The sequence below is a fragment of the Succiniclasticum ruminis DSM 9236 genome (assembly GCF_900112895.1).
GTDB lineage: Bacteria > Bacillota > Negativicutes > Acidaminococcales > Acidaminococcaceae > Succiniclasticum > Succiniclasticum ruminis.
In genome coordinates this window covers 19498-34506 of sequence record NZ_FONL01000006.1, presented here as the reverse complement: position 1 = coordinate 34506, position 15009 = coordinate 19498, and the positions used below count along the sequence as shown (strand labels likewise).

At 53.3% G+C, this 15009-nt stretch carries 11 protein-coding genes; all 11 read right to left on the bottom strand.

Annotation, left to right across the window (positions count from 1 at the left end):
- Positions 1-3: 3 nt before the first annotated feature.
- The 11 genes from BM159_RS05850 to BM159_RS05800 all read right to left on the bottom strand — a co-directional run bounded on the left by BM159_RS05850 (position 4) and on the right by BM159_RS05800 (position 14978).
- The gene (locus BM159_RS05850; protein ID WP_093913325.1) at positions 4-567 is read right to left on the bottom strand and encodes a UbiX family flavin prenyltransferase; all 564 of its coding nucleotides are present in this window, start codon (positions 565-567) and stop codon (positions 4-6) included.
- A 15-nt stretch (positions 568-582) separates the two neighbouring features.
- Positions 583-1923 (bottom strand): UbiD family decarboxylase, encoded by a 1341-nt coding sequence (locus BM159_RS05845; RefSeq protein ID WP_177205939.1) that lies wholly within the window; start codon positions 1921-1923, stop codon positions 583-585.
- 34 nt (positions 1924-1957) lie between these two features.
- Positions 1958-2740: a tryptophan synthase subunit alpha gene (gene trpA / locus BM159_RS05840; protein ID WP_093913323.1), complete on the bottom strand. Its 783-nt coding sequence runs from the start codon at positions 2738-2740 to the stop codon at positions 1958-1960.
- The gene (gene trpB / locus BM159_RS05835; RefSeq protein WP_093913322.1) at positions 2733-3917 is read right to left on the bottom strand and encodes a tryptophan synthase subunit beta; all 1185 of its coding nucleotides are present in this window, start codon (positions 3915-3917) and stop codon (positions 2733-2735) included. Before trpB ends, trpA begins: the two co-directional genes overlap by 8 nt.
- Before the next feature lie 19 nt (positions 3918-3936).
- Positions 3937-4587, bottom strand: a complete 651-nt coding sequence (locus BM159_RS05830; RefSeq protein WP_245763656.1) for a phosphoribosylanthranilate isomerase — start codon at positions 4585-4587, stop codon at positions 3937-3939.
- Between the two features lie 86 nt (positions 4588-4673).
- Entirely contained in the window at positions 4674-5486 is an 813-nt protein-coding gene (trpC, locus tag BM159_RS05825; RefSeq protein WP_093913320.1) for an indole-3-glycerol phosphate synthase TrpC, read from the bottom strand.
- Positions 5487-5505: 19 nt separating this feature from the next.
- The gene (gene trpD, locus BM159_RS05820; RefSeq protein ID WP_093913319.1) at positions 5506-6528 is read right to left on the bottom strand and encodes an anthranilate phosphoribosyltransferase; all 1023 of its coding nucleotides are present in this window, start codon (positions 6526-6528) and stop codon (positions 5506-5508) included.
- Between the two features lie 416 nt (positions 6529-6944).
- The gene (gene gltB / locus BM159_RS05815) at positions 6945-11510 is read right to left on the bottom strand and encodes a glutamate synthase large subunit (protein WP_093913318.1); all 4566 of its coding nucleotides are present in this window, start codon (positions 11508-11510) and stop codon (positions 6945-6947) included.
- A 393-nt stretch (positions 11511-11903) separates the two neighbouring features.
- Positions 11904-14114 carry a SpoIIE family protein phosphatase gene (locus BM159_RS05810; protein ID WP_093913317.1) on the bottom strand — a complete coding sequence of 737 codons (2211 nt, stop codon included), beginning with the start codon at positions 14112-14114 and terminating at the stop codon, positions 11904-11906.
- Positions 14115-14192: 78 nt separating this feature from the next.
- On the bottom strand, positions 14193-14627 hold the full coding sequence (locus BM159_RS05805) for an ATP-binding protein (protein WP_093913316.1): 435 nt from the start codon (positions 14625-14627) through the stop codon (positions 14193-14195).
- 15 nt (positions 14628-14642) lie between these two features.
- Positions 14643-14978, bottom strand: a complete 336-nt coding sequence (locus BM159_RS05800; protein WP_093913315.1) for an STAS domain-containing protein — start codon at positions 14976-14978, stop codon at positions 14643-14645.
- Positions 14979-15009: the final 31 nt, after the last annotated feature.

Here is a 15009-nt window from a genome sequence, read left to right as displayed (position 1 = left end):
CCGCTACCGCCTTCCTTCCCAGGACTTCATCCGTTCATAGATGATTCCGAATTGCAGCAGTACTTTACCCACCACATGATGGATCTGGTCTTCTACCGTCCGTGGCCCGTTATAAAAGGTCAGCATCGGCGGGACGATGGTACAGCCGTATTGGGCTGCCAGCTTCATGTTGTGCAGATGGATTTTCCCCAACGGCATTTCCCGGGGGCATAGCACCACGCGCCGGTTTTCCTTCAGGCAGACATCCACCGCCCGCAGCAGCAGGTTCTCCGCGTAGCCGCTGACGATCCCCGCCAGAGTCTTCATACTGCAGGGAAGGATGATCATACCGTCGGTTACGAACGAGCCGCTGGCAATTTTTACCGCCAGGTCGTCTTCTTCATACACCGCATCTGCTAAAGACGACAACTCCTCAAAAGGCTTATCGGTTTCATACTGCCAGGTAAGCCGGGCCGCCTTGCTGGTCACTAAATGTATTTCACAGTCAGGCGCATCTTTCAGTGCTTTCAGGAGATAATAACTCATGATGACCCCGGAAGCGCCTGTAACTCCCACAATAATTCGCATTTTACTACTTTTTTCCTATTCTATTTCATAACGGCTCAGGTCTACATCCCGGAATGCGACTTTTTTGTTCCGTTCTTCCTGACCCGGCTTAACGGTGCAGTCAAAGCCGAATTTTGTTCCCACCCCGTAATCCGTAGCCGGATTCAGTTCGTGGCAGGCCGCGTGTTTGATGATCACCATGTCCTCCGCCACATTGCAGCGGGTGGTAATGGCCCGCATCACATCCTCCGCGTCGAAGATGTCCACATCGGAATTCACCACCGTCACCATGTTCATGGGCGGGAAGGCGGCAAACGCAGCCATGATAGCATTCTTGCCCATGCCGGGGCGGGTTGGCTCCATCTGTACCACACAGCCGAAGAAGCCGCAGTTTCCGTGGGACAGGTATACGTTCTTCACCCCGCCCACCATTTTGGAAACCGTCGCCAGAATCGAAGCCTCTGCGGTGCAGCCTACAGAGTTCCAGACCTCTTTGCCCGGCAACAGCGTGGACATGAGAGGTTGCTTCCGGTTGGTGATCGCCGTTACTTCCACGACCCAACGGTTATCCTTTTGGGCATAAAAGCCGCTGACTTCTCCAAAGGGGCCTTCCGGTTCCCGGATGTTTGGCAGCATGCGTCCTTCGACGACGACTTCCGCATCGGCCAGTCCTTCCACCCCTACCGTTTTGCTGCGGGACAGGCGTACCGGCTCTCCCCCGTTTAGGGCAGAGGCAACGCCTAATTCATCATCACTGATGCCTGTCCCGGGATAGGTGGCACAAACATACACTGCCGGGTCCACACCGTTGTTGATCGTAATTTCCAGCGGCTGGCTCCTGGCTTCCGCCCGTTCATAATAACTGCGCAGGTGACGCCCCACATCCATCAGCATGGCCAGCCGGTTTTTTCCGGTAATCATCAGCCGGTGGATAGACGTGTTCCGCACACCCGTATCCGGATCTTTCGCAATGACGATGCAGTTGCTGAAATACGCACCACCATCCTCCAGCGCCAGGGTAGGCACCGTCAGTTCGTACAGATTCGGGGCCAGGTTCACTTCTTCCTGGCAAGGCGGATTTTCCACGATAACCGGCGCCACCGGTTTCTCCTGAAAGCTTTTCCCGGCTGCTGAGAAAACACCGGGAACCTCTCTCGCTTTTACGCTGAACAGGGAACCGATGATATCCCTGTTCCACCAGAGACCGCAGGCCACCGGATACTTCTGCCCTTTGACCCGGTCAAACACAACGATCTTTTCCTGCCCCTCAAATTTCTTGGCTATGCCTGCCAGCTCATGTACCGGATCCACTTCGCTTTTCACATGAACTACTTTGCCCTGCTGCTCCAGCCTGGCGATTACACTGCGAAAATCCATGATTCCCCTCCAAAACATCAAATCAATCTATCTATTAATTACTGCCGTTAACTGCGTCCGCCATCTTCTTTACATATTCTTTGACCGGTTCCACGCAGTCCCTGCCGTACTCTGCTATCATTTTCACAATAGCGCTGCCCACGATGGCCCCATCGCTGAGCCGGGCCATCTCTGCCGCCTGGGCCGGGGTGGAAATACCAAAGCCCACTGCAGCCGGCGTATCCGTCACTTCCCGGATCTTTTTGTAAATCGTTCCAATATCCGTTGTAATTTCGCTGCGTACACCGGTCACGCCCAAACTGGAAACGATGTACACATACCCTTTCGCGTCTCTGGCTATTTTCTGAATCCGGTCTTCCGATGTGGGAGCAATCATGGTGATGCGGTCCACGCCGTACTTTTCGCAGGCCATTTCCAGTTCGCCCCGTTCCTCATAGGGAACATCCGGCACGATAGTCCCGTCCACGCCTGCTTCCGCGCAGCGGGCATAGAATTTATCCGTGCCGTAGTGGAAAATAGGGTTGGCGTAAGTCAGGAACACCAGCGGGATATCGGTCTCCTTCCGCACCTCTTTGATCATGTCGAAGACCTTGTCCGTGGTGGTACCTGCGTTCAGGGCCCGTATATCGGCTTCCTGAATTACCGGGCCTTCCGCCATGGGGTCGCTGAAGGGAATGCCTAATTCTATAATCGTGGCCCCTGCCTCTTCCATGGCCAGGATCAGCTTCTTCGTGGTTTCGAGGTCCGGGTCGCCTGCTGTTATGAACGGTACAAACATCTTTTTATGGCTCTTCAGTATCTCTGCAATCTTACTCATGCAAATCCCTCCCCAAATATCTGGCAATGGCCGCCACATCTTTATCTCCCCGTCCGGAGAGGTTCACTACGATGATTTTATCCTTGTCCATGGTTGGCGCCAGTTTCATGGCATAAGCCAGGGCATGAGCGCTTTCCACTGCGGGAATGATGCCTTCCGTCTTTGACAGGTACAAGAATGCTTCTACAGACTCCTGATCCGTAGCGGGCACATATTCCGCCCGGCCGATATCGTGAAGGTAGGCGTGCTCCGGCCCGATGCCGGGATAATCCAGCCCGGCGGAAATAGAATACACCGGTGCAATCTGCCCGTATTCATCCTGCAGGAACAGGGATTTCATACCGTGGAAGATGCCTTCCGAACCCCGGGCAATGGTAGCCGCTGTCCGCTCTGTATCCACGCCTTCCCCGGCCGCTTCCACGCCGATGAGGCGCACATCCTTGTCCGGGATGAAATCGTAGAAGATACCCATGGCGTTGGACCCGCCCCCCACACAGGCGATGACCGCATCCGGCAGCCGCCCTTCTTTTTCCAGCAACTGGGCTTTCACTTCTTCCCCAATCACCTTCTGGAAGTCCCGTACCATTTCCGGGTAAGGATGGGGCCCCATAACGGAGCCTAACACGTAATAGGTGTCTTCCACCCGGGCCGTCCAGATCCGGAGCGCTTCATTCACCGCATCTTTCAGGGTACCGGTTCCTGTAGTGACGGGCACTACCTTCGCTCCCAGCAGTTCCATACGGAACACGTTCAGGGCCTGCCGTTCGCAGTCTTCCTTGCCCATGTACACAGTGCATTCCATGCCCATCAGCGCCGCCACCGTCGCCGTGGCCACCCCGTGCTGGCCTGCCCCGGTCTCCGCGATGACGTGCTTCTTGCCCATGCGCTGCGCCAGCAGGCACTGGCCCAGCACGTTGTTGATCTTGTGGGCGCCGGTATGGTTCAGGTCTTCCCGTTTCAGGTAGATTTTGGCCCCGCCCAGATCCTTTGTCATCTTTTCCGCGTAATACAGCATGCTGGGGCGATTGGCGTAATCCCGGTAAAGCTGGCGCAGCTCATCCCAGAAGGTCTTGTCGTTCTTGTAATATTCGTATGCCCGTTCCAGTTCCAGCACTGCGTTCATCAGCGTTTCCGGAATGTACTGTCCGCCGTGGATTCCAAATCTTCCCTTTGTCATGATAAACTTCCTTTCTGCCTTATCCTCGTATCACTTTCATAAATGCTTCCATCTTTATCGGATCCTTAATTCCGTCAGTCTCTATTCCGCCGGAAACATCTACTCCGTAAAAGAACGGAAATAACTTTGCATCACTTTGCATCTGTTCGATGATTTCTGCCACATTGCCCGCATCCAGTCCTCCTGCCAGAAAGATTGGTTTATCTATGGACAAGCTATTTAATAAGGAAAGAGAAAAGGTCTTTCCCGTTCCCCCATAGTTGTCTGGAAGGAAGGTATCAAACAGGTAGTAGTCTGCCTGAGCCGCTTCAGCCAAAAGTTTGGCATTTATTGCGCGATTCGCGCTTCGCAGCCGAACCGCTTTGATGACTTTCGCCCGGGTAAGGGTTCTCAGCTTTGCAATATAAGCCGCGTCTTCATCTCCGTGCAGTTGCAACAAATCGGCAATCCCCGAATTTGCCAGGATTGCGGCTTCTTCTGCCGGCATGTTTACCAGCACCGCCACCGTTTTTATTCCAGGGTCAAGCAGTTCTTTTAACGCAGCAGCCTGTTCTTTTGAAACCTGCCTTTTGCTTTTCGCAAACACAAAGCCTGCAAAGTCAGGCTGCAGCCGGTTCACTGCTTCTATGTCTTCTTGCCTGCGTATGCCGCAGAATTTAACGTGAATCATATGTAACTCCCCGTTGCGCATCTGATTACTTAATGCCGATCAATTATTGTCTGCCTGGCACTACCCGGAACAATCCAATACGTTTCTCACGCTTTCCTTAACTTTCGCAGCATCTCTTCCGGATTTCCGCTTCGCATCAGCGTTTCGCCAATCAGCACACCGTTGAATCCTTTCGATTTTAAGCTGCGGATGTCGTCTTCATTCCGGATTCCGCTTTCCGCGATACAGACGCAGTCTATCGGTATTTCTTTGCGCAGTTGCAGGCAGGTCCTGATATCTACTGTAAAATCCTTCAGATTGCGGTTATTAATACCGATAATCCTGGCTCCGCTTTTCAGCGCCGTTTCGATTTCCCGACCGTCGTGCGTCTCCACCAGTGCATCCAGCCCTATGCTTTCCGCCTCCAGCCTGTACTCCTCCAGCTGGCTCGCCGGCAGGATGGCGCAGATCAGTAAAACTGAACTGGCTCCCAGCGTTTTTGCCTCATAAATCTGGTACGGACTTACGGTGAAATCCTTGCGAAGCACCGGCAAGTTCACTTGTTCCGCAATTTCCTGTAAATATACATCCGAGCCCAGAAAATACTCCGGTTCCGTCAGCACAGAGATAGCAGCGCCACCACCCCGTTCGTAGGCTTTTGCGATGTCCAGATAGGGGAACTCCGGGGATATCAACCCCTTAGAGGGAGAAGCCTTTTTACATTCGCATATAAAGTTCAGACCGGGCCGCTGCAGGTTTACCAAAAAGCTTTTGGCTCCAGATGCAGATATTCTGCGTCCATCCGTTGCAGCCTGCTTATGAATCTGTTCCGCTTCTGCCCTAACCGCCGCTAAGTTTTTAACCTTTTCCAGTTTGTCGATCCGCGCCCTGGCTGCGGCTGCTAATGTATCTAAAATCATAATCTCTAAACCTTGTTCCTCACTCCGGCCGGTTGCTGAATTCAATGAATTTCTGAAGGGTTGCCAGCGCCTTGCCGGAGTCTATCAGTTCCGCCGCCAGCACAACGCCCTCTTTCATGTCCTTCGCCTTGCCCCCTATGTAAAGTGCCGCTCCTGCATTCAGCAGCACCGCGTTTCGTTTATGTCCCTTCACACCGTTCAATATATCCAATGTAATCTGCGCATTCTCTGCCGGTGTGCCACCCTTCAGGTCTTCCTTCTTACAACGTCCGAAGCCGAAATCTTCGGGAGTAATCACATACGTCTTATACCAGCCGTCCTTAATCTCACAGATTGTGGTGGGCGAGCTTAAGGAAATCTCATCCAGCTTATCCTGCCCGTACACCACCATGCCCCGTTTTACGCCCAGGCTGGTGAGAACCCGTGTCAGTGGCTCCGCCAGGTAACCGTCGTACACGCCCAGCAGCTGCATGGACGGTGAAGCCGGGTTCGTCAGCGGTCCCAGTATATTGAACACTGTCCGGAATCCCAGTTCCTTGCGGATAGCCCCTACATATTTCATAGAAGTATGGTATTTCTGCGCAAAGAAAAAGCACATGCCCACTTCCTTCAGCAGTTCCACACACCTTGCGGGGCTCTGGCTGATGTTCACGCCCAGCGCCTCCAGACAGTCCGCCGTGCCGCACAGGGACGAAGCCGCCCGGTTGCCGTGCTTGGCCACCTTCATCCCACCTGCCGCCGCAATCAGCGCCGAAGTGGTGGAGATGTTAAAGCTCTGGGCATTGTCTCCGCCGGTACCCACGATTTCAAACACATCCATGCCCGTTTCCACTTTGGTAGCATGGGCCCGCATGGCAGCAGCACATCCGGCAATTTCATCCGTCGTCTCCGCCCGGGCGCTCTTCGTGGAGAGAGCAGCCAGAAATGCAGCGTTCTGTGTAGCCGTGGTTTCCCCGCTCATAATCTCGTTCATCACTGTGTAAGCTTCTTCGTATGTCAGATCCTCTTTGCTTACAATCTTGACGATAGCCTCTTTAATCATTGTTAAATCCCCCTCATTGTAAATATCCAAATAAAAACCTGCCCCTGCATTCAGCAAGGACAGGTCATAATTGTATCAAACCTGCGGTACCACCTTGATTCACAGCTATGCTGTGCCCTCTGTGGATGCTAACACATCCTCCTTCCCTAACGCGGACGAAACGTTGTGCAATACTCTCTTTCGATTTCAGCACACCCTCAACGGTCCATTTACCAACCAGCATTTCTATCCGGATCCCAGCTGCCCGGACTCTCTGTGAGCGCTTCTATTGGCTTGATCTCCGTCTCAACGGTTTTGTGGTTATTATTAATTTTAAACGTAGTTTAGCACCGGGAAAGAACTTCGTCAAATGATTTTTCGCTTTCCGATACTAATTTTTATATTTTTGTTTCGATGTGTAAACTATGTTACGGTTTTTATTTGTTCTCCATAAACGCCAGCCTTCTGGCTTCCTCGTCACTGTGGCCTTCCGCCTTAAAGCGCGCGATGTTCAGCATCATGGCCTTGTATTCTCTGGGGATAACTTTCGTAAAACGCTGCACCGTGTCTTCCCAGGTATCCAGCAGACGTTTTGCCAGAGGGCTCCCGGTAAACTCCAGATGCCGCTCCACAATAGCTTTCACTTCATCCTGTTCTGCGGCGTCTTCCAGTTTTTCCAGTTCCACCAGATCCCGGTTGCACAGCTCAGGCTGCATATCCAGCACGTAGGCTACACCGCCGGACATGCCTGCGGCAAAGTTGCGTCCGATCTTTCCCAGGATCACCGCACGGCCGCCGGTCATATATTCGCAGCCGTGGTTGCCGATGCCTTCCACTACCGCTGTGGCCCCGCTGTTACGTACACAGAAGCGTTCCCCGGCCTGGCCGTTGATATACACCTCGCCGCCGGTAGCCCCAAAGCAGGCCACGTTGCCGATGATCACATTTGCTTCTGCCGCAAAGGAAACCTCACGAGGCGGGAACACCATCAGCCGGCCGCCGGATAACCCTTTGCCCAGATAGTCGTTGGCGTCCCCTTCCAGGGAAAGGGTCAGACCTTTCGGAATAAAGGCGCCGAAGCTCTGGCCTGCCGAACCCACAAAGGACAGTTTGATGGTATCCTCCGGCAGTCCTTCTTCCCCGTAACGGCGGGTGATTTCGCTGCCCAGAATGGTACCCGTTACGCGGTTGGTATTCTGGATGCGCAGCCGTGCCCGGATGGTCTTTTTGCAGTCCAGCGCCGGCTTACACATGCGTACCAGTTTAGACATATCCAGGGTTTCCCCGATGTTGTGCTTCTGCCGGTGCAGACAGCGGTGTCCCACTTCCGTATCCGTATAGGGACGGAACAGCAGACGGTCCAGATCCACTTCCGCCGCTTTCCAGTTGGCGGCGCTTTCCCGCTGCTTCAGGCGGTCGGACCGGCCCACCATCTCATCTACCGTATGGAAGCCCAGTCGGGCCATAATCTCCCGCAGATCCTGCGCCACATATTTCAGATAATTGATCACGTATTCCGGTTTACCGCTGAACCGTTTCCGAAGCGTTTCATTCTGGGTACAGATGCCGAAGGGACAGGTGTTCAGGTTGCACACCCGCAGCATATGGCAGCCCAGGGCAATGAGAGGACCCGTGCCGAAGGCGAACAGCTCCGCCCCGAACATGGCAGCAATGGCCACGTCCCGGCCGGTCAGTATCTTGCCGTCCACTTCGATGCGCACTCTGTCACGAAGCTTATTCAGCAACAAGGTCTGCTGTACTTCCGCCAGCCCCAGTTCCCAGGGAATGCCCGCATGGCGCATGCTGGAGCGGGGAGATGCGCCGGTGCCGCCATCAAACCCGCTGATGGTGATGCCGTCCGCTTTAGCCTTGACCACACCCGCTGCAATGGTACCGATACCGGAACCTGCTGTCAGCTTCACACTAATGTCCGCATCCTTGTTGGCGTTCTTCAGGTCAAAGATCAGTTCCGACAAATCTTCGATTGAATAGATGTCGTGATGGGGCGGCGGGGAAATCAGCGCTACCCCCGGCGTAGAATGTCGGGTCTTTCCGATTTCCGGGAACACCTTGGCGCCGGGCAGATGGCCGCCCTCGCCGGGTTTGGCCCCCTGGGCGCATTTGATCTGCAGTTCCCGGCCGTTTACCAGGTAGTTGCTGGTAACGCCGAACCGGGCAGTGGAGACCTGCTTCACCCCGTCGCTGGGGTCGTCCCCGTTCTCCAGTTTCACAAAGCGGGCCGGGTCTTCACCCCCTTCGCCGCAGTTACTCATGGAACCGATACGGTTCATGGCAATGGCGATGCACTCGTGGGCTTCCTTGCTCAGGGCGCCGTAGCTCATGGCGCCGGTACGGAAGTGCAGCAGGATCTTCTCCACCGGCTCCACTTCTTCAATGGGAATGCTGCATCCCGGCGGGCAGTAGAAATCCAGCAGGTCGCGCAACCGGTACACCGCGCCCTTGTCAACGATTTTAGCATACTCTTTATAGGCCTTGTAGTCTTCTTCTTTGCAGGCCTTCTGCAACAGGCGGATGGCTTCCGGATCCAGAATGTGGGGCTGGTCTCCGCCTTTATGGTACATATAATAGTCGCCGCTGGGCAGATCTCCTTCGTCTTTATAGGCGTTCTGGTGCCGTAGCTGGGTCTCCCGCGCAATTTCCGCCAGCCCCAGCCCTTCAATACGGGAGGGCGTATTGACGAAATACTTCTGGATCAGTTCCTGTTTCAGACCCACCGCTTCAAAAATCTGGGCGCCGTGGTAACTCTTCACAGTGGAAATGCCCATCTTCGCCATAACGGCCAGAATGCCGCCCACGGCAGCTTTCAGATAGTTCGCCTGCGCCTGTGCCGCATCCAATCCCTGCAACAGTTTGCCTTCCGCAGCCAACGCGTGGACCGTGTCCAGCGCCAGGTACGGATTGATGGCCGTAATGCCGTAGCCGATCAGGGTACAGTAATGGTGGGTCTCCCTGGGCTCGCCGGATTCCAGCACCAGGCCCACGTCGGAGCGCACCGTCTTTTTAATCAGGTAATTGTGCACCGCCGCCGATGCCAGAAGCGCCGGCACCGCTGCCATGCGGGAGTTCACGCCCCGGTCAGACAGCACTAAAATATTGGCGCCGTTGCGGATGGCCCGGTATGCGTCGATGCAGATGGATTCGATAGCCGTTTCCATGGCTTCCGCGCCGCCGTTCACCGGATACAGCATGGACAGGGTCACGGCCCGCAGCTTGTCGGTCTGCAGGTTCTTGATGACCGCCATCTCCCGGTTGGTCAGGATGGGGCGCAGCACTTCCAGCGCCGCCGTGCCTTTTTCATCCGGTTCCATAATGTTGGCCACGTTGCCGATCATCACCCGGGAAGAGGTTACGATACTTTCCCGGACGCCGTCGATGGGCGGGTTTGTCACCTGGGCAAAATTCTGCTGGAAATAATCGTACAGCATCTGGGGTCTTTCCGAAAGCACCGGCAGAGGCGCGTCGATCCCCATGGCGCCTACCGGATCCTTGCCCATGCGGGCCATGGGAACGATCATCTGGGTCAGGTCTTCCTGGGTGTAGCCGAAAACCTTCTGCTGTTCTTTCAGGTCAAAGGGAATCAGCGTGTCATTGATCATGCTGCCCCGTTCTTCCACCAGTTCGTCCATCTCGATGATGTGCTCACGGCACCATTCCCCGTACGGATGGGACGTAGCCAGCATGTGCTTGATCTCATCATCTTCTATGATGCGCTGTTCCGCCGTATTCACCAGGAAAAGGCGTCCCGGTTCCAGGCGTCCTTTATAGGCAATCTGTTCCTGGGCTACCGGAACCGCGCCGGCTTCCGAACTCAGCACCACACGGTCGTCCTTCGTCACATAGTAGCGGGCCGGGCGCAGGCCGTTCCGGTCCAGCATGCCGCCGATCACCGTGCCGTCGCAGAAGCAGATGGCTGCGGGACCGTCCCAGGGTTCCATCATAAAGGTCTGGTAGCGGTAAAAATCCTTCTTATCCTGGGGCATGGACGGATCCTTCTCCCAGGGTTCCGGAATCATGGTCACCATGGCATGAGGCAGGGAATGCCCTGTCATCATGAGATACTCCAGGCAGTTATCAAACATGGCGGAATCACTGCCGGTCTCATCTACTACCGGGAACACCTTTTCCATATCCGGGAAGAACGGCGACTTGGCCTTGCTTTCCCGGGCGTTCAGCCAGTTGATGTTACCCCGGATCGTATTGATTTCCCCATTATGCACAATATAACGGTTGGGATGGGCCCGGGCCCAGCTGGGGAATGTATTGGTGCTGAAGCGGGAATGGACCAGCGCCATGGCTGTCGTAAAATCAAGGTCGGACAGGTCCAGATAAAAATGCCGCAGCTGCAGGGAGGTAAGCATTCCCTTATACACAACAGTCCGGGAAGACAGGCTGGCAATATAAAAGTCCGATCCCATCACCTGACTCTGGGGAATGATCTCCTTTTCCGCCACCTTGCGGATAATATACAGCTTGCGCTCAAAATCCATCTGGCTTTTCACATCCGCCGCCTTGCCGATAAACACCTGGATGATGCGGGGACGGATGGACTTGGCCGCTTCTCCGATGATGCTCTCGTCAATGGGGACCTCGCGCCAGCCTAAAATGCTCTGCCCTTCCTCTCGGACAATCTTCTCAAACGTTTCCATCTGCTTTTTGCGGAAGGATTCATAGCGGTGGGCAAAGATCATGCCCACGCCGTATTCGCCTGCCGGCGGCAGGGAAAAGCCCAGTACCTCGCATTCCCGGACAAAAAAGTCATGGGGAATCTGCACCAAAATACCTGCCCCGTCGCCGCTCTTCTGGTCCGCGCCTTCTGCGCCGCGGTGATTCAGGTTCTCCAGAATCTTCAGGGCATCGTCGATAATGCTGTAGGATTTTTCCCCTTTAATATTCACAACAAACCCGATACCGCAGGCGTCATGCTCAAACGCCGGGTCATATAAGCCCTGCGGCGCCGGTAAATCTCTCAGTTTCCGATTCATAGATGTTCCCCCTCTTTGCTTTAATGCATTCACTTCTCCATTACTGCTTTATATCTGTTAATGAAACAATATATGTACACAGTATAACAATATCAGCCCTATCCGTCAATGAAAATCATATTTTCGGAAACAAAAAATCCATTAATAAAACATATTTGTATTATATTTTTAACACCTTCTTTGTTTTCATTTGAAAATATAACGTATCCTGCATACAAAAACACTTATATAATACATTCCACACAGTAAAACAGCGACAGAGAAGTTTCACTAACTTTCTCTGTCGCTGTCTGCTCTTAAGGAACACTGATTACATTATGTATTCTAAACGTCATTTACACCTGAAATACATACAGAAACGCCCGCGCTGGCTCATCAAAAGCAGGTTTCTGTTTATCCTCTGTAACGAATCGCCAGCATGGTCATATCGTCGGATTGCTCCGCTGCGCCCACATGGGCGTCAATATCTTTCCGCAATTCAGCCAGTATATCCGCAACCGGTATGTCGTTTCCGGTCGGTATGCCCGTAAGGACCGCCTGCAAACGTTCTTCCGAATACATTTCGCCCGCAACGTTCATAGCTTCTGTCACGCCGTCTGTATAGCAGAACAGCAGCGAACCGGGAGACATCTGCAGCGTTTCCTGGTCAAAGCTGATATCCTCTTCCACGCCCAGCATCAGGTTCTTCTTTGCAGGGCGCAGGTACGTAAACATTCCGTCCATACCCTGCCGCAGCAGCGGCGGGTTATGGCCGCAGTTCACATAGGTAAAACCGCCGGTACGGGTATCGAGGACACCAAAGAACGCCGTAACAAAGAGCATCTCTTCGTTGTTCTCACACAACTGCCGGTTTGTGCGCCGGATCACTTCCGCAAAATCTTCCGATTCCCCGATGGATGACGCTGAATTTTTCAGAATCGTCTTTGCAATGACCATAAAGAGCGCGGCGGGAACTCCTTTTCCGGACACATCGGCAATGGTAATGACCAGCCGGTGGTCATCCAGCATATAAAAATCGTAAAAGTCGCCGCCCACCTCTTTCGCCGCAGCCATCGTAGCAAACAGGTCAAAGCCTTTGTTTTGGGCAATCTCCCCAAAATTTCGCGGCAACATTCCTTCCTGAATATCCGTAGCTACGGAAAGTTCGGTAGCAATCCGTTCCTTTTCTGCGGTAACTTTGGAAAGTGTCTGTATATGTTTCTTCAGATCACCGGCCATATCATTGACGCTGTCTGCCAGCAAAGCCAGTTCATCGGTCCGGTGGACGTCTACTTTCTCATCCAGATTTCCCTGGGCAATACGCTTCACGCCATCGATCAGCGTCAGGATGGGGCTCACAAAACGTTTGGCTACCTCAGAACTGACAAAGAACAGAGGCACAAGCATGAGCAAAAATATCAGAAGCGCCCAGCGCAGACCAGAGCGGAAGGCATCGTGCAGCGTGCCGGCAAAGGCTTCCATTTGGGAAAGTACATTATCCCTGGCATACGCGGCAGGATATACCACTGCACGTTTGTGATTCAGAACGCCATAACTCCAGCCTGGCTTTTCCACGGGGGCAAAAGCCAGGAAATAATCATCGTCGCCCAATGTAATCAGCATTACATCCTTTTTTCCTGCCACCATGGCAGAGGCAGCCCTGGCAATACTTTTTTCCGGACTTTGGCGCAGATCTGTAGCACTTTGCGGAGCCGCCAACGGGCCATCCTTAAAAGTTGAGAAAATAACGCTGCCGGTAGCATTGTCCAACAAAAATCTGGGCTGTTCAGCTTTTATGGCATCCTGGTCCTGATCGTCCTTATCCCCGGTACCCGCATTATCTGTCAGGCGGAACAGGGTTTCGGGGTTACAGTCAATGCCGACTACACCTGCCAGTCCTGCGGCATCGTAATAGGGGGCTACACAGGTCAGACAGCGATTGCCGTTGGAATCGGTATATAGACCGGTAAAACCAGATTTGTTACTGTCTGCCGCCAGCCTGTACCAACCCATCTTCCGTGGGTCATAGCTATCCAGAAACGCCTGGCTGAAATGCTTGGCAGACTTGTCCGGCGTCACATCCATGGCGATGAGATAACCGTGAACAGAGCCAGCAAAGGCTGCGGTATACCATTCCGGCATCAGTTCCAGGTCGTCCGCGATATTGGAAACCAGACCGATTTCCTCAGCAAAAGCCCCTGTCCCGTACTGCCGCTCCAGTTCCCGGCTGAAATTAACATAGGCCTTGCCGGAAGGGATTACCTCATGATGGGGATCCGGCAGGCGGCGTCCTTTAAAATACTCCGGGTTTTTCAGCATCTTGGTCATCCGGTCGGCAAGATAGCGGGTATCGTCCAACGTAGTCTGCATTTCATGCCGGATCAGCTGCGCTTTGGCGAAAGCATCGGAGGACAGGCGTTTCTTAACCTGCTCTCCGGCAAAACTTTCCGTAAAGGAAGCCGTATTATCGGCCAGAAGAGCACCGGTTTTATCTATATTTTCCCGAATCGCATACATGCCTGCCAGAGAAACGGCTCCCGCAATAATAAAAGACGCCAGTCCCACTGCCAGCAGCAACAGGAATATCCTGTGATGCAGGCTCATGTTTTGCTTGCCAAATTTCAAGATACACACTCCAGATTTTAAGCCGCCGGTTCGTTTGCCTGCCTTTCAACGCACAAACATGCTTACCCGGCATCCTTTTTATTCCTTATCCAGCAACAGGGACAAATGATTAGCCATCTGTCCAAACAGTTTTTCATACTTGTATTCTGCCAATTTGAAATTCTTCTTTACCAGGAAAATTCCGTAGCCTCCCGGCTTTCTCTCGTCCAAGGGAATATCTTCCAATGGACGGTAGTCTTTTTCCAGTGGGTCGAAAGGCTTTCCGTGATCTGCAAACTCTATTCGGAAACAATCGCTCTCTTCCTCTGTTTTTACCCAGACAAAGCCCGGATCGTCATAGGCATAAGAAATAATATTCACCAGAATTTCTTCAAAGCCAAGCTCCAGCTTCAGTTGCTGCCGTGGCGATACGCCGGCTTCTTCCGCAGCGTCCAGCACGTCTTCCCGGATATGTTCATACCACTTCATGTTGGCTTCGTATCGCTGCCAGCTTCCGTTTTTTGCGCCTGCCATAAGACAGCACCTCCGTCAGTCCAGCTCTTCCAGGGAGGCATATATTGTAAACAACGCATCCATGCCACTGTCTTCCAAAACCGATTTTACAATGCCGGAAGGCGCTGTCAGGGTAAACACCTTGCCATTTTTCTTTGCCAGCTTGTTCAGGCGCAGCAAAACCCTTAACCCTGCGCTGGAAAGATATTCCATATCCGTCATATCCAGTACCGTCTTCACATTGCGCAGTACAATGTCTTCCCCCGTAGTGTAAGCCGCGTCCGCCGTCACCATATCAATTCGTCCGCTTACGCTCCAGATGGTCCAACCGTTAGGTCCGGTACTTTCTTTCTGCAGGAATTCTTTAGCCATAATCGTCTCTCCTTAAATATAATCACAATTA

What these genes read in the sequence shown, in the direction of transcription:
- BM159_RS05850 (WP_093913325.1), bottom strand. Translation starts at nt 567, where the DNA reads ATGCGAATTATTGTGGGAGTTACAGGCGCTTCCGGGGTCATCATGAGT.
- BM159_RS05845 (WP_177205939.1), bottom strand. Translation starts at nt 1,923, where the DNA reads ATGGATTTTCGCAGTGTAATCGCCAGGCTGGAGCAGCAGGGCAAAGTA.
- trpA (WP_093913323.1), bottom strand. Translation starts at nt 2,740, where the DNA reads ATGAGTAAGATTGCAGAGATACTGAAGAGCCATAAAAAGATGTTTGTA.
- trpB (WP_093913322.1), bottom strand. Translation starts at nt 3,917, where the DNA reads ATGACAAAGGGAAGATTTGGAATCCACGGCGGACAGTACATTCCGGAA.
- BM159_RS05830 (WP_245763656.1), bottom strand. Translation starts at nt 4,587, where the DNA reads ATGATTCACGTTAAATTCTGCGGCATACGCAGGCAAGAAGACATAGAA.
- trpC (WP_093913320.1), bottom strand. Translation starts at nt 5,486, where the DNA reads ATGATTTTAGATACATTAGCAGCCGCAGCCAGGGCGCGGATCGACAAA.
- trpD (WP_093913319.1), bottom strand. Translation starts at nt 6,528, where the DNA reads ATGATTAAAGAGGCTATCGTCAAGATTGTAAGCAAAGAGGATCTGACA.
- gltB (WP_093913318.1), bottom strand. Translation starts at nt 11,510, where the DNA reads ATGAATCGGAAACTGAGAGATTTACCGGCGCCGCAGGGCTTATATGAC.
- BM159_RS05805 (WP_093913316.1), bottom strand. Translation starts at nt 14,627, where the DNA reads ATGGCAGGCGCAAAAAACGGAAGCTGGCAGCGATACGAAGCCAACATG.
- BM159_RS05800 (WP_093913315.1), bottom strand. Translation starts at nt 14,978, where the DNA reads ATGGCTAAAGAATTCCTGCAGAAAGAAAGTACCGGACCTAACGGTTGG.